The organism is Candidatus Chryseopegocella kryptomonas, assembly GCF_001536065.1.
GTDB lineage: Bacteria > Bacteroidota > Ignavibacteria > Kryptoniales > Kryptoniaceae > Kryptonium > Kryptonium kryptomonas.
In genome coordinates this window covers 1-20,330 of the sequence record NZ_CZVW01000015.1, presented here as the reverse complement: position 1 = coordinate 20,330, position 20,330 = coordinate 1, and the positions used below count along the sequence as shown (strand labels likewise).

The 20,330-nt window shown below is 36.6% G+C and carries 16 protein-coding genes, 1 other RNA gene and 1 pseudogene; 17 read left to right on the top strand and 1 reads right to left on the bottom strand.

Features of this window, described 5'->3' with window-relative positions:
• The first annotated feature begins 90 nt into the window (after positions 1-90).
• From glnD to AWW83_RS06920, 17 genes are all read left to right on the top strand, one after another.
• Entirely contained in the window at positions 91-2,703 is a 2,613-nt protein-coding gene (gene glnD / locus AWW83_RS07000) for a [protein-PII] uridylyltransferase (RefSeq protein WP_159421134.1), read from the top strand.
• Between the two features lie 2 nt (positions 2,704-2,705).
• Positions 2,706-3,611 (top strand): hypothetical protein, encoded by a 906-nt coding sequence (locus tag AWW83_RS06995; protein ID WP_092350303.1) that lies wholly within the window; start codon positions 2,706-2,708, stop codon positions 3,609-3,611.
• A gap of 21 nt (positions 3,612-3,632) precedes the next feature.
• Entirely contained in the window at positions 3,633-4,643 is a 1,011-nt protein-coding gene (locus tag AWW83_RS06990) for a radical SAM protein (protein WP_092350301.1), read from the top strand.
• Between the two features lie 85 nt (positions 4,644-4,728).
• On the top strand, positions 4,729-6,663 hold the full coding sequence (locus tag AWW83_RS06985) for a 2-oxoacid:ferredoxin oxidoreductase subunit alpha (RefSeq protein WP_092350299.1): 1,935 nt from the start codon (positions 4,729-4,731) through the stop codon (positions 6,661-6,663).
• Entirely contained in the window at positions 6,653-7,657 is a 1,005-nt protein-coding gene (locus AWW83_RS06980; protein ID WP_092350297.1) for a 2-oxoacid:ferredoxin oxidoreductase subunit beta, read from the top strand. Before AWW83_RS06985 ends, AWW83_RS06980 begins: the two co-directional genes overlap by 11 nt.
• A 231-nt stretch (positions 7,658-7,888) precedes the next feature.
• Positions 7,889-8,623, top strand: a complete 735-nt coding sequence (locus AWW83_RS06975; RefSeq protein WP_143713917.1) for a zinc ribbon domain-containing protein — start codon at positions 7,889-7,891, stop codon at positions 8,621-8,623.
• 5 nt (positions 8,624-8,628) lie between these two features.
• An RNA gene (gene rnpB, locus AWW83_RS06970) (RNase P RNA component class A) lies at positions 8,629-9,030 on the top strand.
• A 27-nt stretch (positions 9,031-9,057) separates the two neighbouring features.
• Positions 9,058-10,758 (top strand): single-stranded-DNA-specific exonuclease RecJ, encoded by a 1,701-nt coding sequence (recJ, locus tag AWW83_RS06965; RefSeq protein ID WP_159421133.1) that lies wholly within the window; start codon positions 9,058-9,060, stop codon positions 10,756-10,758.
• 19 nt (positions 10,759-10,777) lie between these two features.
• Positions 10,778-11,536, top strand: coding sequence for a YebC/PmpR family DNA-binding transcriptional regulator (locus AWW83_RS06960; RefSeq protein WP_092350291.1), 759 nt, complete (start codon positions 10,778-10,780; stop codon positions 11,534-11,536).
• A 27-nt stretch (positions 11,537-11,563) separates the two neighbouring features.
• Positions 11,564-12,163, top strand: coding sequence for a crossover junction endodeoxyribonuclease RuvC (gene ruvC, locus AWW83_RS06955; protein ID WP_092350289.1), 600 nt, complete (start codon positions 11,564-11,566; stop codon positions 12,161-12,163).
• The gene (gene ruvA, locus AWW83_RS06950; RefSeq protein ID WP_092350287.1) at positions 12,160-12,771 is read left to right on the top strand and encodes a Holliday junction branch migration protein RuvA; all 612 of its coding nucleotides are present in this window, start codon (positions 12,160-12,162) and stop codon (positions 12,769-12,771) included. The genes ruvC and ruvA overlap by 4 nt, the downstream gene beginning before the upstream one ends.
• A gap of 87 nt (positions 12,772-12,858) precedes the next feature.
• A complete protein-coding gene (locus tag AWW83_RS06945) occupies positions 12,859-13,440 on the top strand; it encodes a DUF5683 domain-containing protein (protein WP_143713916.1) in 582 nt (193 codons plus the stop codon).
• An 18-nt stretch (positions 13,441-13,458) separates the two neighbouring features.
• The gene (locus AWW83_RS06940; protein WP_092350283.1) at positions 13,459-14,214 is read left to right on the top strand and encodes an RluA family pseudouridine synthase; all 756 of its coding nucleotides are present in this window, start codon (positions 13,459-13,461) and stop codon (positions 14,212-14,214) included.
• A gap of 20 nt (positions 14,215-14,234) precedes the next feature.
• A complete protein-coding gene (locus AWW83_RS06935) occupies positions 14,235-14,918 on the top strand; it encodes a class I SAM-dependent methyltransferase (RefSeq protein ID WP_092350281.1) in 684 nt (227 codons plus the stop codon).
• A gap of 13 nt (positions 14,919-14,931) precedes the next feature.
• A complete protein-coding gene (locus AWW83_RS06930; protein WP_143713915.1) occupies positions 14,932-15,999 on the top strand; it encodes an AIR synthase family protein in 1,068 nt (355 codons plus the stop codon).
• A gap of 2 nt (positions 16,000-16,001) precedes the next feature.
• Positions 16,002-16,673: a thiamine phosphate synthase gene (locus AWW83_RS06925; RefSeq protein WP_092350367.1), complete on the top strand. Its 672-nt coding sequence runs from the start codon at positions 16,002-16,004 to the stop codon at positions 16,671-16,673.
• 8 nt (positions 16,674-16,681) lie between these two features.
• Complete coding sequence (locus AWW83_RS06920; protein ID WP_092350277.1) at positions 16,682-17,515, top strand: ABC transporter substrate-binding protein; 834 nt, start codon at positions 16,682-16,684, stop codon at positions 17,513-17,515.
• 1 nt (position 17,516) lies between these two features.
• On the opposite strand, the pseudogene uvrA reads toward AWW83_RS06920, so the two are convergent.
• Positions 17,517-20,329, bottom strand: a pseudogene (uvrA, locus tag AWW83_RS06915) (excinuclease ABC subunit UvrA).
• Position 20,330 lies beyond the last annotated feature (1 nt).

Sequence of the window (20,330 nt, the reverse complement as noted above, 5' to 3'; positions counted from 1 at the left end):
TTTCAGGTTGATTTTTTGTTAAATTTAAGTTTAATTCTGAAAAGAGAAAAATTTTGCGTAATTTTAAGCAAAATAAATCTCGTAAAATTCGTGAGCCAAGGGTCGGAAATTAAAATAGATTTTAAAGAAGTTGAAAAATTACATAGAAACGGTGCGAGTGCATTTGAAACCACTCGGTTATTGACTTTTTTGCTTGACAAGAAGTTAAGAGCAATCGCAGAAAGTTTAAATTTTAACACGCCATTTGCGATAGTTGCGCTCGGTGGATATGGGCGAGTTGAACTGTGTCCGAAGTCCGACATTGATATTATGTTTCTCGTTGAGAATAAATCTAATGGCGTTGAAAATGTAGTTGTTGAGTTTTTTCAAAAACTTTGGGACGAGAGCATAAACATCGGGCATAGTTTCAGAACCATAAAAGATTGCCTTGAACTTTTTGAGTTTGATTTTGAATCTTGGGCTTCAATTCTTGAAGCAAGGTTTGTGTATGGGGACACAGAACTTTACAATCGTTTTATTCAGCAAGTAAGATCAAAAGCATTGAGCAGAGATTCAGAAAAATTTATTTCTGGGATAATTGAGGGTAATCGCATAAGGCATGAAAAATATGGGAATTCAATCAAACTTCTTGAACCAAATGTTAAGAAAAGTGCAGGTGGTTTAAGGGACATTCACACTTTGCTTTGGCTTTTCAAAAGCACAAACCCTGATTTCTGGAATCTCCCATCTGATAAATCTGCCTGTAAAAGTATGCTTGAATTGATGCATGCGAAAAAAATTATTTCAGATGAACAATTTAACTTGACATTAAAGGCTTTTGAATTTATACTCCGAACGAGAATTGAACTTCACTTTGACACAGAAGGAACGACCGATGTTCTTGATTTCAATGTTCAAGAGAAAATTTCCCGTGGTCTTGGATACAAAGATGAAGGTGGAGTAAAAGCAGTTGAAATTTTTATGCGGGATTATTATTTGAATGCACGTGCAATTTACAGTTTGAATAAATTCTTTGTGAGCAAATTTAAAGAAAAATTTGAACCGCAAGATTTCGGAGAAATTGAAGTAATTGATTCTAATTTTTCAATTCGCAATGGCAGAAAAATTTTTCTTAACTTTGGAAAAAAATTTCTCACTCCCGTTGAAATTTTCACAGCATTTCTTCACAGATGCAAATTCGGAGTTGACTTTGATGAGGAATTGAAAGATGCGATTATGAAAAGTTCGGAAAGATTTAACTTTGAAAACGAAGATGAGGTCAATAAAATTTTTCTAAAAATTTTGAATTCACACTACAATGTCGCATCTACGCTTGAATTGATGAATGAACTTGGAATTTTAGGTAAGTATATTCCAGAGTTTGGCAACTTGACGGGACTTTTTCAGCACAGCGTTTATCATTTTTACACTGTTGATGAACACACTTTGAAGGCGATTGGGAATGCAGAGAATTTAACAGATGATCACTCAAATCTTGGGGATATATTTAGAAATCTTCAAAGAAGGGACATTCTTTATCTTGCGATTTTATTTCACGATTCAGGGAAAGCGATAAAAGTTGAAGGTCATAGCAAAATTGGCGTTGAAATGGCGAGAAATTTTCTGCAAAAGATAAAATTTGACGCAATTGATGATGTTTGTTTTCTCGTTGAAAATCATCTTTTAATGGAGCAAACCGCTTTTAGAAGAAATTTTTATGAGCCAGAAACATTGTTTAATTTCGCTTCAAAATTCTATAAGAGCGATCTTCTTGATATGCTTTATATTTTAACCTATGCTGATCTTTCCGCAGTGAATCCAGAAGTATGGACGAGTTGGAAAGCACAACTTCTTGAAGAACTTTATTTTGTTTCAAAGCCAATCGTGGAAAACAAATTAACACTTGATGAAGTTTACAAGTTAGTTGAAGAAAGAACGAACAAAAGAATTGAGTCAATTATCGCATCTCTTTCGGACAAAATTTCTCGTGAGATTGTTGAAAATCATTTTGAAAATTTGATTGAAGATGATTCATATTTAAGCGTCTTTAGTGATGTTGAAATAGAAGAGCATATAAAGAAAATCGTTGAAACAAGCGAGAAAAAAGTTGATGTCGTTTTCAAAAAGATGGAGGGTTATACGGAGATAACCGTCATAACGAAAGATGCACCATTTGTTCTTGCGAGCATATGCGGTGTTTTATCTGCAAACGATGCGAATATATTTGATGCGAAAATCTTCACACGAAAGGATGGGATTGTGATAGATAAATTCAGGGTCTTTGATTACATTTCTGGGCTTGAACTATCTCAAACACAGTGTAAAAAGATTGAAAAGGATTTAAACGATGTTTTTAATGGATTAGTTGATTTGGATGAGATATTTGAAAAGCACAGGAGAAAATGGAAGCGAAAAATTGAAAGCACGAAAAAAGATGTCAAGATTGCGGTTGAGTTTGAAGATTCAAAAGATTATACTATAATTGATGTTTTCGCCCCCGATTCGCTTGGCTTTTTATACAGGGTTTCAAGAAAAATTTCTGAACTTGGTTTAAACATTTATTTTGCTAAAATTGCCACACGAACCGATGGAATTGTTGATTCTTTCTATGTCCTTGATTTAAGCGGACGCAAAATTTGTGATGAGAAGTTCAAAGAAAAAATCAAAGAAGAAATTTTAAATGTCATTTACGAACTTAACAATTTAAAACTAACAGCGGAATAAAAATGAAACAAGAACTAATTCATATGATAGAAAACGAACTTATGAAACCAAAGCAAATTACAGAGCAGGTTATAAATCATATACTTTCGCACTACTCATATACACTTGATCAGATTGATGAATTTTTTGAAGAAGAATTGAAAAATCTTGAGGATTATGAAATTGATCTTTTGTTCTCACCAGTTTTCACGCCGAAGATTTCTGATAAAGCGGTGTTTTCAAAAATTCTTGATGAGGTTGTCTTAACGGGCGAAGACATTTCGGAAATAATTGACTTGCTTGATTCTAAAGGATTGCAGACGACTTTTTATGTCAATTTCAAAAAGGGTGATGAAGTTGTTGAGAAAAAATTTACAGTTAAATTGAATAGAGTTAATCTTGAAAGATATGTTAAACTTTTAAATCTTGATTGTCAACCATCAAAGCAAATTTCACGAGCGATTGATGTCGTTTTTGGACAGGATGCAGATAAAGTTAAGGCGATGTTAAGAGATAAATTTTGGAAGGAAGGATGGCGAGAAGAATTTTTGCGTGCTTATTTTGTATATGTTGCTGGAAACAGGGAAATTTCAATTGAAAAATTTGAATTTCTTTTGAAAGTTTTAAGAGGAAATCCAACTGCATCGGATATATACGAAATTTATAACCTTATGTCAGATGTAATAAATTGGACACAAACGCAGGTTGATGTTTTAAAAACGGGACGAAAGCAGTTCTTCAACGAAATGATAGAGCAAACTTATAGAGAAGAAGGAAGCGATAAAAGAATCACGAAAGATGTTGAATTGAAGCAAAGGGAAAATGAGTTGAGATATTACTTTGAAATTAAAGAAGAAATCGGATACATAATTGAAAATATGAAAGAATTACTCCCAGTTAACAATGCCAATAGGATGGCGAAGATTTAAAACAAAGTTATCTTTGAAGTTATGTTCGTTCCTTCTTATGTTAAGTTATATGAAAGTGGCGAACTTAAAAGAAGAGTTGAGATTCTTGAATCAATGCTTGAAAAATGCAATATATGTCCGCATAATTGTGGTGTTAATAGATTGAAAAATGAGATAGCAAGATGTTATTCTGGATATAAACCGATTGTTTCGGCTTATGTCCCACATTTTGGTGAAGAACCATTGCTTGTCGGAGTTAATGGAGCGGGCAATATATTTTTTGGGAATTGCAATTTAAGATGTGTTTACTGTCAAAATTATCAAATCAGCCAAAATTGGAAAGTTGAAATTAAAAACGAGGTTACATTTGAACAACTTGCTGATATTATGATTGAATTGCAGGATAAAGGTTGCCACAACATTGGACTTGTTTCTCCAACACACTTCGTCCCCCAGATTGTTAAGGCACTTTACATAGCAGTTGAAAATGGTCTTCGCATTCCACTTGTTTATAACACAAATGCTTATGATTCAGTTGAAGTTTTGAGGTTGCTTGATGGAATTGTTGATATTTATCTTCCCGATATAAAGTATAGCAGTGATGAAATGGCGTGGAGATACTCAAAAATTCCAAATTATGTTAAGTATTCAAGAATGGCGATAAAAGAGATGCACAGGCAGGTTGGGAGTGAACTTGTTATTGAAGATGGAGTTTTAAAGCGTGGATTGATAATAAGACATTTGATTTTACCAAATGACATCGCAGGGAGCGAGGAATCATTACGCTGGATTGCTGAAGAGATTGGGACAGAGGTGACATTGAGCATAATGTCGCAGTATTATCCGACGAATAAAGCATTTAATTATCCTTTGATCTCACGCAGGATAATGTTTAGTGAATATGTGGCTGTTTTGGATTTGCTTGATAAATTTGGTTTTGAAAATGGTTGGATTCAGGATTTTGATGAATCACCTGATTTTTACAGACCTGATTTTTCAGATAGGGAAGAACCATTCAAGGATAGATTAAAGTTTAGAACGACAACGGGTTGAAACGAAAAAATTTTAAAGCTTGTTATATCTTTTGAAGTTGCAAAATTTAGAATTAATCTAAAATCAAATAAGGAGAGAAATCAAGATGAAGATAAATCAATTATCCTGGATGATTGGCGGTCCACAGGGAAGTGGTGTGGATTCAGGAGCAAACATCTTTTCAAGGGCGTGCGCTTATGGCGGTCTTTATGTTTTTGGCAAGAGAGAATATCACTCTAATATAAAAGGGGAGCATAGTAATTATGTCGTCAGAGTGAGTTCAAATCTTATAAGATCGCATCTTGATGAGATTGATTTTCTTGTGACATTTGACCCAGAGACATTGTTCAGGCATATACATAAAGTTGTCCCTGGTGGTGTGATAATTTACGATGTAAATCAGGAGAATATAACCGTTGACAAAATTCCGACGATTGATAAACAAGCGAATAAACGAATTAAAAAATTTCTTTCTGAGAAAGGCGTTGGTTATAGTGTTGGAGATGTTGTAAATTATGCTCGTGATAATGGGATTTTGGTTTATGGAATTCCGTATGTTAAACTACTTGAGGGGCTTGCTGAAAAACTTGGGAATCCGCAAATTGCGAAAATGGATGTTATGATAAATGTTATGGCGGTTTCAGCTTCACTTGCTTTGTTGAAATATGATTTTAATCTTGTTAAAGAGGCGATTAAATATGTTTTCAAAGCGAAGAAAAAAGTTGCGGACTTGAACATAGAATCAGCGAAATTTGTATATGATTATGTGCTTGAAAATTTTGAAGAGACAAACTATAAACTCCAGCCTGTTGGAAGGGATGCTGTTGATTTGATAATAATCCAGGGTTATCAAGCATCGGCTCTTGGTAAAATTGCTGGTGGTTGTAGATTTCAATCTTATTATCCTATAACTCCAGCTTCGGATGAAAGCGTTTATCTTGAAGATAATGCGGTTTTTGATTTGATCGGGGAAAATGGAAGTGAGGAAAAAGGTTCAATTGTCGTTGTTCAAACTGAGGATGAAATCGCAGCGATTACTATGGCAATTGGCGCTGGACTTGCTGGTGTAAGGGCTTCAACTGCAACATCTGGACCAGGATTTTCGCTTATGGCTGAGGGTCTTGGTTGGGCAGGGATGAATGAAGTTCCAGTTGTGGTTACGCTTTATCAAAGAGGCGGTCCTTCAACGGGACTTCCGACGAGACATAGTCAGGAAGATTTGCTTTTTGCTGTTTATGCAGGTCATGGTGAATTTCCGAGGATTGTTTATGCATCAGGAGATATTGAAGAGATATTTTACGATGTTGCTAAGGTTTTTAACTTTGCTGAGAAGTATCAAACCCCAGTTATACATTTGATAGACAAAGCAATGGCAAATTCAATAGCTACTGTTAAGAAGTTTGATCTTTCAAGAGTCAAAATTGAAAGAGGTGCGCTTGTTGATGTTTTTAGCGATGGTGTTTATAAAAGATTTAAGTTCACTGAAACAGGCATATCCCCAAGGGTTAAACTTGGGACGGAAAATGCTATTTTCTGGAATACAGGTGATGAGCATGACGAGCTTGGGCATATAACTGAAGATCATGAGATAAGAACGATGATGGTTGATAAAAGGATGAGAAAACTTGAAATTGCACTTCAAGAGATTGAAGATGAAGATAAAGCGATTGTTTATGGTGATGAAGATTCAGATTACGCCATTATAAGCTGGGGTTCAACCAAAGGGGCTATACTTGATGCGATGGATATGTTAAGAAGTGAAGGGTACAGATTGAAATTTGTTCAGGTTAAACTTTTGCATCCGTTCCCGAAGGATAGAGTTCTTAATTTGATAGGTAATTCAAAATTTTTGATTGATATTGAGCATAATAAAACGGCACAATTTGGTCAAATTGTGAAGCGTGAAATTTTGAGGGATATTGATTACCATGTTTTGAAATACAACGGCAGACCAATGTCTTTAAGCGAAGTTTACAGCGCTTTAAAATCAATTCTTGAAAATAAAGCAAACAAAATACAGGTGCTAAACAATGGCGATTAAAATAGATGAAATAAAGAAATTAACACTTGAAGAATATAAAACAGATGTCCATAACGATTGGTGTCCGGGTTGTGGAGATTTCGGGATACTTCAATCTGTGCAACTTGCATTGTTTGAGCTTGGGATCCCAAGACATAAGGCGGTTGTATTCTCTGGGATTGGTTGTTCTGGTAAAACACCGCATTATGTGAATGTTTACGGCATTCATACACTTCACGGAAGAGCTGTTCCGTTTGCAATTGGTGCGAAGCTTGCAAATCCGGATTTAAATGTCATAGTTGTTGGTGGAGATGGCGATGGGCTTGGCATAGGTGTTGGGCACTTCGTAAGTTCAGGAAGAAGAAATGTTAATTTAACATACATCGTTTATAACAACGCCGTTTATGGATTAACGAAAGGTCAAGCATCTCCAACTTTGAAATTGGGGATGAAGACGAAATCTCTCCCGAAGCCAAATATAAATGATGCTGTTAATCCGATTGCACTTGCTCTCGTTTCAGGTTATACATTTATCGCACGAGGTTATGCTTATGATGTTAAACATTTGAAGGAAATAATTAAAAAGGCAATCCTTCATAAAGGTCTTGCATTTATTGATGTTCTGCAACCGTGTCCGACTTATAATGATATTAACACGAAAGATTGGTATTCGGGCAAAGATAGAATTGATCCAGTAACGGGAAAGCCAATTCCGAGAATTTACAAACTTGAAGAAAATGGCTATGATCCGTATGTTCATAATCCAGATGATCCGAACGAAATACAGCAAAAGTGGATTCAGGTAGTTGAGCGTTCTCTTGAATGGGGTGATAAGATTCCGATAGGAATTTTTTATGTGAACGAACATGTATCAAGTTATGAGGAGAGAATTCAGGGCACCATAGAACATTACCTTGAAAAGCCACCGGCTCATCAGAAGATTTCTTTAAGTGATGGGCGAACGAATGTCAAAATTGACAGATTACTTGCTGAATTTACAACCAGAGTTATATAAATATAAGCCCTCTCCGTTTGGGGAGGGTTTTTTCATTTGTTTTTTTGAATTGTAATTGTTATATTTTAAAACACGAGACAAAAAAATTGTGAAGAATTGATTGGGAGTTGAGACAGAAAATAAAAGTTTTAAATTTTTGTTGGGCAAAAAATTCTGGAAATAAATGAAAGTGCACTCGCAGGGGTGCACTTTTTTATTTAAAAATAAAAATTAATTTATGAGGTTGTGGAATTGAAAAAGAAGCTGGTGGCTCTTTATAAGTTGCAGTTGATTGATACCAAGCTTTATGAGATTGCTGGGAAGAGAGGAACTTTACCTGATGAGATTAAGTCGCTGAGCGAGGAAATTGAAAAACTGGAGGAAGACCTACGGCGGAAAAAGGATATGCTTAAAAATGTAATTGAAGCGATTGATGATGCTGACATTGAAATAAGTAGATTAAACGAGAATAAGAAAAAATGGAAAAAACAACTGACGCAGGTAAAATCAAATCGTGAATATGATACTTTGCAGAAACAGATAAGTGATGCTGATGAAAGAATTGAGGAACTTAAGGAGAAAAGGAGTCAACTTATTAAGCAACAGGGTGAGCTTGAGGAAGAGATAAAGGAAGATGAGAAAGAATTGAAAAGGATGAAAGATGAGTTAGAGGAGAAGCAGAAAGAACTTGAGGAGATTGACAGTGAGATAAAAGATGATGAGCAGAAGTTGCTAAAGGTTAGAGATAAGTTTGTGAAAGATGTTGATGCGCATCTTTTGGCAAGGTATAACAGAGTAATAAATGCGCTTGGGGTTCCGGCTGTAGTGCCGATTAACAATGGAAATTGTGGTGGTTGTGGTGCGAGGATTCCAGCTCAGCGACTTGTTGAGATTTCGCAGAATAATAGGATTTATTCTTGTGAGTCGTGCGGGCGTATTTTGATATCGGATCAGGTTTATAAGGTAGCGGTTGAGAGTTTAAAGTAAATTCTGGTGCGGGTCGGGTGGTTGCCCTCTGCTTTTGAAGCAGAGGGAGGAAAGTCCAAACTCCTTAGGGCGTTAAGTCCTGAGCAATCAGGAACTCCAGTGGCCACATCCGCTGGAGATGGAAAGTGCCACAGAAAACATACCGCCCCGACTTTTGAGTCGGGGTAAGGGTGAAAAGGTGGGGTAAGAGCCCACCGTCCCGATAGCGATATCGGGAGCAGGGTAAACCCCTTATGGAGCAAGACCAAATAGGAGAGGACCCCTGTTGAAAAACGGGGCTGAGGTTGCCCGCCTCAGCTTCGCCTTTGATGGCGAAGGACTCTCGGGTAGGTCGCAGAAGAGAAATAACCACCTCTCCCACTTTTGCGTGGGATAGACAGAATTTGGCTTATAGACCCGCACCAGGTTTTTAAAAATAAATCCAAGTTCGTGCTTTGAAAAACAGATGGAAAATATCACAGGTTCAAAATCAGGAGAAAATTTTGAAACTTTCAAGCGAAGTTAACATCCCTAAAGCTATCGCAAAAGTTCTGGTCGCAAGAGGAATTGATACAAGAGAAAAAATGGAAAAGTTTTTCAATCCAAGTTTGAACGATTTGTATGATCCATTTTTGATGGAAGATATGGATAAGGCGGTTGACAGGATTCAACGGGCTCTTCTTAACAAAGAAAAAATTTTGATCTATGGAGATTATGATGTTGATGGAACGACGGGGGCATCTATGCTTTATCTTTTTTTAAAAGAGCTCGGTGCAAATGTTGAAGTTTACATTCCGGATAGATTTAAAGAAGGTTATGGAATTTCAAAAGTTGGTATCCAAAGAGCTTATGAAAAGGGCGCTTCAATTATGATAGCTGTTGATTGTGGGATTACTGCGATAAATGAAGTGAAGTTTGCTAAAAATTTCGGGATTGATGTTATAATTTGCGATCATCACGAGCCGGGGGATGTAATTCCAGATGCGTATGCTGTGCTTGATCCTTTGAAAGAAACCTGTCAATATCCATTTAAATATCTTTCAGGTTGTGGTGTTGCTTTCAAACTTATCCAAGCTTTACAGAAAAAACTTAATGTTGATATAGATCCGTATCAATATCTTGATTTCGTTGCAGTTGCAGCTTCAGCTGATGTTGTTCCATTGGTTGATGAGAATAGAATACTTGTCAAGTATGGGCTTGATCTTCTAAACTCATCAAATCCGAGAGTCTCATTTCTTGCGCTTCTTGAAAAAGCTGGATTAAAAGGTAAAAAAATTAACACATGGCACATCGGCTTCATCATCGGACCCAGAATCAATGCGGTTGGGCGACTCGGCGATGCGACAAGGGCTGTTGAATTTTTGATAAGCAATGATTATAGTTCAGCCTCAATCTGGGCAGAGGAACTGGACAGAGAAAACGAAAGAAGGCAAGCTTTGGATAGAACCGCATTTGAAGAAGCTGTTAATATGATTGAAAGCAATGGAATTTTTGAAAAAGATAAAGTTTTTGTGCTTTACAATGAAAAATGGCATCAAGGTGTTATAGGAATTGTTGCATCAAAGATAGTTGAAAAGTATTACAGACCAACGATACTTTTAACCTACGCTGATGGAGTTTTAAAAGGTTCGGCACGAAGCATCCCGAATTTTGACATTTACCATGCGTTAAAAAAATGTGAAGAAATGCTCATTCAATTTGGTGGGCATAAACACGCAGCTGGAATGATCCTTCACCCAGAAAAACTTGATGATTTCAAAATTGCGATAAATAAATTTGCGGATGAAATAGTAAATGATGAAATGCTTGTTCGGGAAATTAACATTGATGCGATGGTTGATATAAACGAAGTTTCAGAGTCAATTTACGAATACTGGCGATTGTTGAAAAATTTTGAACCTTATGGTCCGGGGAACCCGGAACCCGTTTTTCTTGCTCCCAATGTTTCAATTTCTGATGTAAAAACTTTCGGGAACAATCATTTAAAATTTAAAATTAAATCAAATGGAGTGACAGTTGATGCGGTTGGATATGGACTTGGTGATCTTTACGGTGAGTTTTCGGGAAGGGAAAGAGCAAGCGTCGTTTTTACATTTGACGAGGGAAACTGGAATGGACAGCAGGTAATTCAATTTAAAGTAAAAGATTTAAAGTAAAACTCAGGAGGTGTAAGCTATGTCAGGACATTCAAAATGGCATCAAATAAGACACAAAAAAGCGGTTGTAGATGCAAAGAAGGGAAAACTTTTTACAAAGCTTATTAAAGAGATAACCGTTGCAGCAAAGCAAGGCGGTGGAAACCCTGAGACAAATCCAAGATTGAGGATCGCAATTCAAAATGCAAAAGCAGCAAACATGCCCTGGGAAAACATTGAAAGAGCAATCAAAAGAGGGACGGGCGAACTCCCAGGCGTTGCTTATGAAGAAGTGGTTTACGAAGGTTATGGTCCGGGCGGAGTTGCACTTTACATTGAATCAACAACGGATAATAAAAACCGAACCGTAGCTGAAATAAGGAATATCTTGAGTAGACACAATGGAAGTTTGGGTGAAGCTGGCTCCGTTGCTTGGATTTTTGAAAGAAAAGGAGTTATACAAATTCCAAAAGAATATGATGAGGACACTATCCTTGCGATAATACTTGATGCAGGTGCTGAGGATTTGAAGTCATATGATACTTTCTTTGAGGTTATAACTGCACCGGAAAACCTTGAGCAAGTTCGTGAAGCGCTTGAAAAGAATAACATCAAATTTGATGATGCAAAGGTGAGAATGTTGCCGAAAACCACCGTCAAAGTTGAAGGCAAAGATGCTCAACTTCTTTTGAAACTTCTTGAAGCGCTTGAAGATCACGATGATGTCCAAAATGTTTATGCTAATTTTGAAATTGATGATAGCGTCCTTGCAGAATACAGCAAGCAAATGGGAGTTTAAAATTTTAAATTCAGATGGTGAATTTAGATGATTGTCCTTGGCGTGGACCCGGGAAGTAATATCACTGGATACGGCGTAATCAAAGTTATGGAGCAAGGTGGGAAACTTGACAGGACGAAGTTAACAGTGATTGATTATGGCATCGTTAAACTTGATGAGGAAGAAATTTTCCCGGTAAAGTTGAAAAAAATTTACGATAAAATTACCGAGATCATAAATTTACATCATCCAACTGAACTTGCAATTGAAACCGCATTTTACGGAAAGAATTTTCAATCCGCATTTAAAATTGGTCATGTCAGAGGAGTTGTGATTCTTTCAGCTGTTAACTCCGGAATTTCAGTTTTTGAATACACTCCTCGTGAAGTCAAGAAGGCAGTTGTCGGAAGAGGTAACGCTACAAAGGAGCAAGTTCAATTTATGGTAAGGGCAATCCTTGGCTTAAAAAACTTTGCCGAATTTTACGATGTTTCAGATGCTCTTGCTATTGCAATTTGTCACATTAATAGAACTCTTGTGCCTGAATATGTTAGATTCAGAGATTGGAAAGCATTTTTAAAGGCTCATCCGGAGTTTCTCTCTGAAGGCGAGGATATTTTAATAAAGTCAAAACGAAAGAGAAAATGATTTTTGCAATTGAAGGAAAAGTTGTAAGCAAAGCTCCTACGGAGGTTGTGATTGATGTAGGTGGTGTAAATTATCTTGTGAATATTCCGGTGACCGTTTACGATAAAATTGGCGATCCGGGTTCAACGGCAAAACTTTACACATATCTTATCGTTCGTGAGGAAGAAATGGTTTTATACGGATTTTCAACGGTTGAAGAAAGAGAATTTTTTAAACTTTTGATTTCAGTTTCTGGGATTGGTCCGAAGATGGCTCAAGCTATTATGTCGGGAATGAGCGTTGATGAATTAAAGGAATCAATTATGCGTGGTGATGTTTCAACTCTTGTTTCAATTCCGGGAGTTGGCAAAAAAACCGCAGAACGAGTTATAGTTGAGCTTAAGGATAAAATTGCAAAGATTGAATTTGCTGGCAAGAAAGTTGAACTTATAAGCACGGATCAAGTTGAAGTTCGCAATGAAGCGCTTCTTGCTTTGATATCGCTTGGTTTTACAAGACAGGTTGCGGAGAAAGCAATTCGTCTCGCTCTTAAAGAAAATGAAAAGAGAGAATTTACAGTAGAGGAACTTGTCAAACTTGCTTTAAGGCATGTATCATCAGTTAGGTAAATTAACACTGGCTAAGTTAAAATGAAAAAAATTTTCATCTTATTTTTTCTGGCAAATTTTTTGAGTGCGGGCGATTTTGAAAGGTTGATGATAAACGAAAAGATTGTTTCGGGGAAAGATATTAAGAAATCACCAGCGCTTGCCTTCACAATGTCTTTGATTTTGCCGGGGGCAGGGCAAATCTATGTTGACAGGTTTGATGTAGGTAAGTATTTTATCGCTTCTGAAATCTCGCTTTGGCTTGTTTATTTTGGATTGAACGAATACGGAAGATGGCTCAATGATGACGCTATAAATTTTGCCATCTTAAATGCAGGTATTGATCCCGTGAATAAAAATGATGACTTTTTCTCTGATATTGAAAATTACAGAAGCGTCTTTGATTTTAATCAGAGAAAGGGTAGAGATAGAAGCTACGACAAAATTTATGACCCTGAAAAATTTTTCTGGTGGTGGAACAGCGACGAATCAAGGCAAAAATATAAGGACATCAGGATCAAAAGTCGTGCGATGAAGTATTATGCGAAGTTTGCCCTTGTTTTTGTAATTGTAAATCACTTCACAAGTGCAATAGATGCTTTTATACTTGCAAAAAGATTTAATTTGAAGCCGGAGTTAAATTTTAAACCGCATCAGGGACTGGAGTTCTCTCTAAAATTAAATTTTTAAAAATTTCCCGCTCGGAATATGAAACCTGACGAGTTAATTGAAGAGATTGAAACAATTTACGAAGATGAAGATTTTATAGTTTTGAACAAACCAGCCGGAGTTCTCACAATTCCCGACAGATTTGCTCGTGGTATCCCCAATCTTTATGACATTTTAAAAGAAAAATACGGTGAGATTTTCGTCGTGCATCGGCTTGATAAAGAAACAAGCGGGGTCATTTGTTTTGCGAAAAATGAAGAAGCACATTCCGATTTGAGCGAAAAATTTGAAGAACACGAAGTCAAAAAAATTTATCTTGCCTTAATAACTGGACATTTAAGAAACAAACAAGGCAGAATTGATATTCCGCTTTCCGAGAATCCGAAACTTCCCGGAACGATGAAAGTTGATTATGAAAATGGCAAAAGATCAATCACCGAATACAGAGTTCTTGAAGAATTTGAAAATTTCTCACTCCTTGAAGTAAGACCATTGACGGGGAGGATGCATCAAATTCGCGTTCATTTTAAAGCGATTGGACATCCGCTTGCTATTGATCCTGTTTACGGTGGCAGGCAGGAGATTTTTCTTTCGGAGATAAAGAAAAAATATAAACCAAAAGAAGACGAACCAGAGAAACCGTTAATGAGCAGATTAACATTGCACGCTTTGAGGCTTGGATTTTTCCATTTTAGGAAAAAAGAATATGTTGAGTTTGAAGCGAGGTTGCCGAAAGATTTTGAAAGTTTGTTGAAACAGTTGAGAAAATACAGCGTCAAGGAAGATAATTTTTAAAACAAATTTGCAGAAAAGCGATGGCAAGAGAAGAGACATTTACGCCTTGGTATTTTCAACCCGAAATAGCAAAGGTTTATGAATCTTTTTATGAGGGGAAATATAAAGAAGCGGATATCCAGGAGAAAAATCTGTTAAAATTTTTACTTGATCAGATAGATGGCGTAGGTGAGATTCTTGAAGTTGGATGTGGGACGGGGCACTTCACAAGGTGGTTGAATTCGCTTGGATACAAAGTTGTCGGTGCAGATATTTCGCCTGTTATGCTTGGTGTCGCAAAAGAACTTTGGAAGGATGGGAAATTTGTCAACGCAAGAGCTGAATTTTTACCTTTTAAAGATAAATCTTTACATGTTGACCGTTTTGTCGCTTACCTTGTGTATATGCCTGTTCTTGTTCGCGTGTTTAGAGAAGCAAGAAGAGTTGCAAGGCGTGGAATAGTTATGGGGCTTATGAACAGGTGGAGTTTGCCAACGATTAGAAGAATTATTCAAGTGAAACTTGGAAAAAATCCATACTATTTCAATGCGAGATTTTATTCCTTGCCGATGATTAAAAAGAAAATCAAGCAGGCGTTTGTTGATGGAGAATTTGAATTTCTTGATTGGAGTTGCGCTGTTTTCCCGAAAATTTTTGGAATTAAAAAATTGGTGAAAATTCCATTTTTGGGTTCTTTCCTTGGTGTTGGAGTTAAATTCAAATAAAATCGGTGAAAATATGCAAGTTGATTTCCCAAAATTTGGAAAAGTTGGAAAGTTATTTTTTGACAATGTGATATATCCAAAACTTGGTGCAAGAAGAGATGAAGTTATTGTTGGACCTGGCTACGGTTGCGATAATGCGGTTGTAAAGTTAAATGATAAACAGGTTCTTATTCTGACCTCCGATCCGCTTTCAATAATTCCTGCACTTGGGTTTGAAGATTCGGCTTGGCTTACGGTTCATCTTCTTGCTTCGGATCTTGCAACGAGCGGTGTTCCGCCGATGTATGCAGTTCTTGATTTTAACCTTCCACCACAGATCACAAAAGAAGAATTTGAAATTTACTGGGATGCATTTCATCGCGAATGCGAAAAACTTGGCATAGCAATTGTTGGCGGACATACTGGAAAATTTTTTGGAATTGATTACACAATCGTTGGCGGTGGAACATTTATAGCAGTTTCAGATATTGATAAATATGTCTCATCAAATATGGCAAAGCCAGGCGATAGAATTGTGATAACAAAAGGTGCTGGAATTGCGACAACGGGAATTCTTGCTCGCGTTTTCCCAGAAACGATAGAGAAAAATTTTGGCTCGGACTTTTTAAAAAAAGCACAAAATTATTTCTGGAAATTTTCCGTCGTTGATGATGCCTTAACTGCCGTTAAAATTGGAGTTCGTGATGATGGAGTAAGTGCGATGCACGATGCAACGGAGTGTGGAGTTCTTGGCGGAATTTATGAGATGGCGGTTGCAAGTGGATGCGGTGTTAATGTATTTAAAAATAAAATCCCTGTCTCTGAAATAACAAGGAAAATTTGTGAACTTTTTGAAATTGATCCATACATTTCTTTGAGCGAAGGAACTTTGATTATCGCAGTAAAAGAGAGCAAGGTTTCTGAACTTATAAAAACACTTTCTCAAGCGGGAATTGAAGCAGTGGAAGTTGGTTATTTTGCAGAGCCATCTTATGGAATGTGGATTGAGAATGAAGATGGAACGAAAGAAGCATTAACTTACCCAGAGGCAGACCCTTACTGGAATGCTTATATAAACGCCATAAATAAAGGATGGAGGTAAAGATGAAGATAAAAGGTGGTTTATATTTCGTTGTTGATATAAATTCAGCGGAAAAATTTGGAGTTGAAAAACTTTGTGAAATCGTTGAGAAAGCGATTAAAGGCGGGGTTGATGTGATTCAAATCTGGGCTGAAAAAACAAAGTGGAAAGAAAATTTTGAGAAATTATTTGATGTTGCGATGAAAATAATTGAAATTTCACATAAATACAATGTCCCCGTGCTTGTTGCAAATGATATTGAACTCTGTGTTAAACTCAATGCAGATGGAGTTCACCTTGATAGTTATGAGTTACCCGATAAATCAGGATTTGAGATTAAAAAGATTATAGGTGAGGATAAAATCATTGGAGTAACCTGCGGTAATGACATCAGAAAAATTGAATGGGCAAAGGTGAATGGGATTGATTATATCTCGTTTTGCTCTGTTTTTCCATCTTCTTCGGTTGATTCATGCGAGATAGTTCCTCTTGAAATGATAAAAAGGGCGAAAGAAATCCTTGGCTCTGAAATTCCTGTTTTTGCTTCGGGTGGAATCACGCTTGAAAATGTTGAGGATGTTTTAATTGCTGGTGCAGATGGAGTTGCTGTTGTATCTGCGTTATTGAAATCTGAAAATCCAGAGAATGAGAGCAAAAAATTTAAAGAAAAGATCGCTGTCGCAAAAAGTAATTAAGTTTACACTTGCGAAAAGTTTATAATGAAATCACAGGGAAAGAATTAAATCTTCCAGATAAATGTGAAAGGATAGTAAGTTTCAGCCCTGCTGTCACAGAGGCGCTTTTTGAGATGGGGCTTGGGGAATTTGTCGTCGGTGTGAGCGTCTATTGTGTTAGACCACCAGAGGCAAGAAAAAAGACAATCGTTGGAAGTTATAACACTTTTAAAGATGAGAAACTTAAAAAGTTAAATCCCGACATAATTTTCACAACAACAGGATATCAACTTGAACTAATCAAAAAACTTGAAGATAAATTTCAAGTTTATCCCGTGCGTCTTCCTCCAAATGTTGTTGAGATAATTTCAACAAGTTGTGAGGTTGGGATAGTTGCTGGATATTTTTCAAATGCAAGAGAACTTGAGAAGAAATTGATGGTAAATTTATCAAGTTTAATCTCAAAAAATTTTGAAAGAGGCAAAAAACCGAAAATTTATGTTGAAATTGATTTCGGCGCTCCTGTGACATTCGGTGCTTATAGTTATATAACAGATGCAATTGAAATTCTCGGTGGTGAAAATATATTCGGGAATCATCCTTCTGAATGGCTTTATGCAGATGATGAAAGTGTTAAGAATTTAAATCCGGATATAATCATCTATGAGCCGAAGATGTTTTCAAAAAATAGAGATAAAGCGAGAATATTTGATTCTTTACATAAAAGATTTGGAGATGTTGAAGCGATAAAAAACGAACTTGTTTTTATAACTCCGGGAATTTATGATTTTCTTGCACATCATGGACCGGGATTTATAACCCAAGCGATGCCGTGGTTGAATGAAATAATCAAAAACTTTTAGCTCATTCAAGCCCAAGCTCTTTTCTTAAAAATTTCCCCGTGTAAGAATTTGGATTTTGTGCAACTTCCTCAGGGGTCCCTTCAGCAACAATGTAGCCACCTTCATCTCCACCCTCCGGACCCAAGTCAATTATCCAATCAGCAACTTTTATAACATCAAGATTATGTTCTATGACTATAACTGTGTTGCCTTTGTCAACAAGTTTATTCAAAACATCAAGCAACATTTTTATGTCGTCAAAATGTAATCCCGTTGTTGGTTCGTCAAGGATGTAAAGTGTTTTTCCTGTTGCAACTTTTGAAAGTTCGGTTGCAAGTTTGACTCTTTGAGCTTCACCCCGGACAAAGTTGGTGCGGGTTGACCAAGTTTTATATATCCAAGTCCGACATCATAAAGCGTTTGCAATTTTCTTTTTATATTTGGGATGTCTTTGAAAAATTCAAGCGCCTCTGAAACTGTCATGTCAAGAACATCATTTATTGATTTTCCTTTGTATCTTACCTCAAGCGTTTCTCTGTTGTATCTTTTACCTTTACAAACATCACAAACAACATAAACATCGGGCAAAAAATGCATCTCAATTTTTTTAACCCCTGAACCTTCACATGCTTCACATCTTCCACCCTTTACATTAAAACTAAATCTTCCCGGTTTGTATCCACGAAGTCGCGACTCCGGAAGTTGTGAGAAAAGATCTCTTATAAATGTGAAAACACCCGTGTATGTTGCTGGGTTTGAACGCGGCGTCCGACCGATTGGAGATTGATCTATTTCAATGACTTTGTCAATATGTTCAATCCCTTCAATTGATTTATATGGGAGAGGTTCTTCGCCAGAACCGTAAAAATGTCTTTTGAGAATTCTGTAAAGCGTTTCATCAATCAATGTTGATTTTCCAGAACCACTTACACCTGTCACACAGATAAATTTTCCAAGTGGAAATTTTACATCAATGTTTTTAAGATTATTTCCGCTTGCACCTCTCAAAATTAAAAACTTTCCATTTCCTTCTCTTCGTCTCTTTGGAATTTCAATTTTCTTTTCACCCCTGAGGTATTGTGCAGTAATTGAGTTGTTATCAAGTTCAAAAGGTTTTCCAACTGAAATCACATAACCACCATTTTCACCCGCACCAGGTCCAAGGTCAATGACGAAATCTGCGTTTTCAATTGTTTCTCTATCGTGTTCAACAACTATAACTGTGTTTCCAAGATCGCGCAGGTTTTTCAACGATTGTATAAGTTTTAAATTATCTCTTTGATGCAATCCGATGCTTGGTTCGTCAAGGACATAGAGAACTCCGGAAAGTTGTGAGCCAATTTGAGTTGCAAGCCGTATTCTTTGAGATTCACCACCGGATAAAGTTCTTGCCGGTCTATCAAGCGTGAGATAATCAAGTCCGACATCAAGAAGAAATTTCAATCTTGATTTTATCTCTTTCAAAGTTTGTTTTGCGATCAAAGTTTCTCTTTCTGTAAGATTTAAATTTTCAAAAAAATCGTAAGCAGATTTAATCGTCATTGAAACAATCTCATCAATTCCCGTTTTCTTTCCAGTTTTCGCATCAACGAGTTTGACTGCAAGAGATGATTTTTTTAATCTTTTTCCGTTGCAAACATTGCAAGGTTGACTACTCATAAAACTTTCAACCCACTGTCTAATTCCCTCCGATGTTGTGTTGTTGTATAAATGTTTTAAATGGTTTATAACTCCTTCAAATTTGTGTGTGTATGTTGCGACATAACCATCGGAGTATGTGTATTTAACCGAAAATTTTTCGTCGCCTGCACCGTAAAGGATTATGTTGAGTTTATCTTTTGTTAACTTTTTTATTGGTTTTTTCAAATCAATGTCATACTTTTTTGCAACAGATTTCAAAAGTGACCATTCCCATGTATCTCTTTCTTTTCCGTATGGAGCAATTCCTCCATCCGAGATTGAAACATTTTCATCTGGGATCACAAGTTTTAAATCAATCTCTTTTTTCTCCCCAAGCCCGTCACACTCTGGACATGCTCCGTAAGGTGAATTAAAAGAAAATGAATTTGGCGAAAGCTCTTCATAACTTATACCGCAATCAACGCAAGCAAGATGTTTGCTGAAAAACAAATCCTCTTTCCCATCATTTACGATTATAGAACCATCCCCATATTCAAGTCCAAGCTCAACAGATTCGTAAATTCTTCTTTTAGCATCTTTTGAAATCGTTATTCTGTCAATTAAAATTTCTATGTTGTGAATTTTGTATCTATCAACTTGCATTCCGGGTGTAATTTCTAAAACCTTGCCGTCAACCCGAACGCGAAGAAATCCATCTTTTAAAATTTTTTCAAAAAGTTCTCTATAATGCCCCTTTCTCCCACGAACGACGGGAGCAAAAATTTCAATTCTTTTCCCATCACCGAGTTTAAGTATGCTTTGAACGATCTGGTCTGTTGATTGCTTTTGAACTCTTTTACCACAGTTATAGCAAAATTGAACGCCAACTCTTGCAAAAAGAAGCCGAAGATAGTCATAAATTTCTGTTACAGTTCCGACTGTTGAACGGGGGTTGTGGCTTACGGATTTTTGATCAATTGAGATTGCGGGACTTAATCCATCTATTAAATCAACATCGGGCTTTTCCATTATGTCAAGAAATTGTCTTGCATAAGCGGAAAGCGACTCAACATATCTTCTCTGTCCCTCTGCATAAATTGTATCAAACGCAAGCGATGATTTTCCAGAACCAGAGACACCTGTTATTACGATTAATTTTTCCCTCGGTATGTCAAGATTTATGTTTTTTAAATTATGTTGTCTTGCACCACGAATT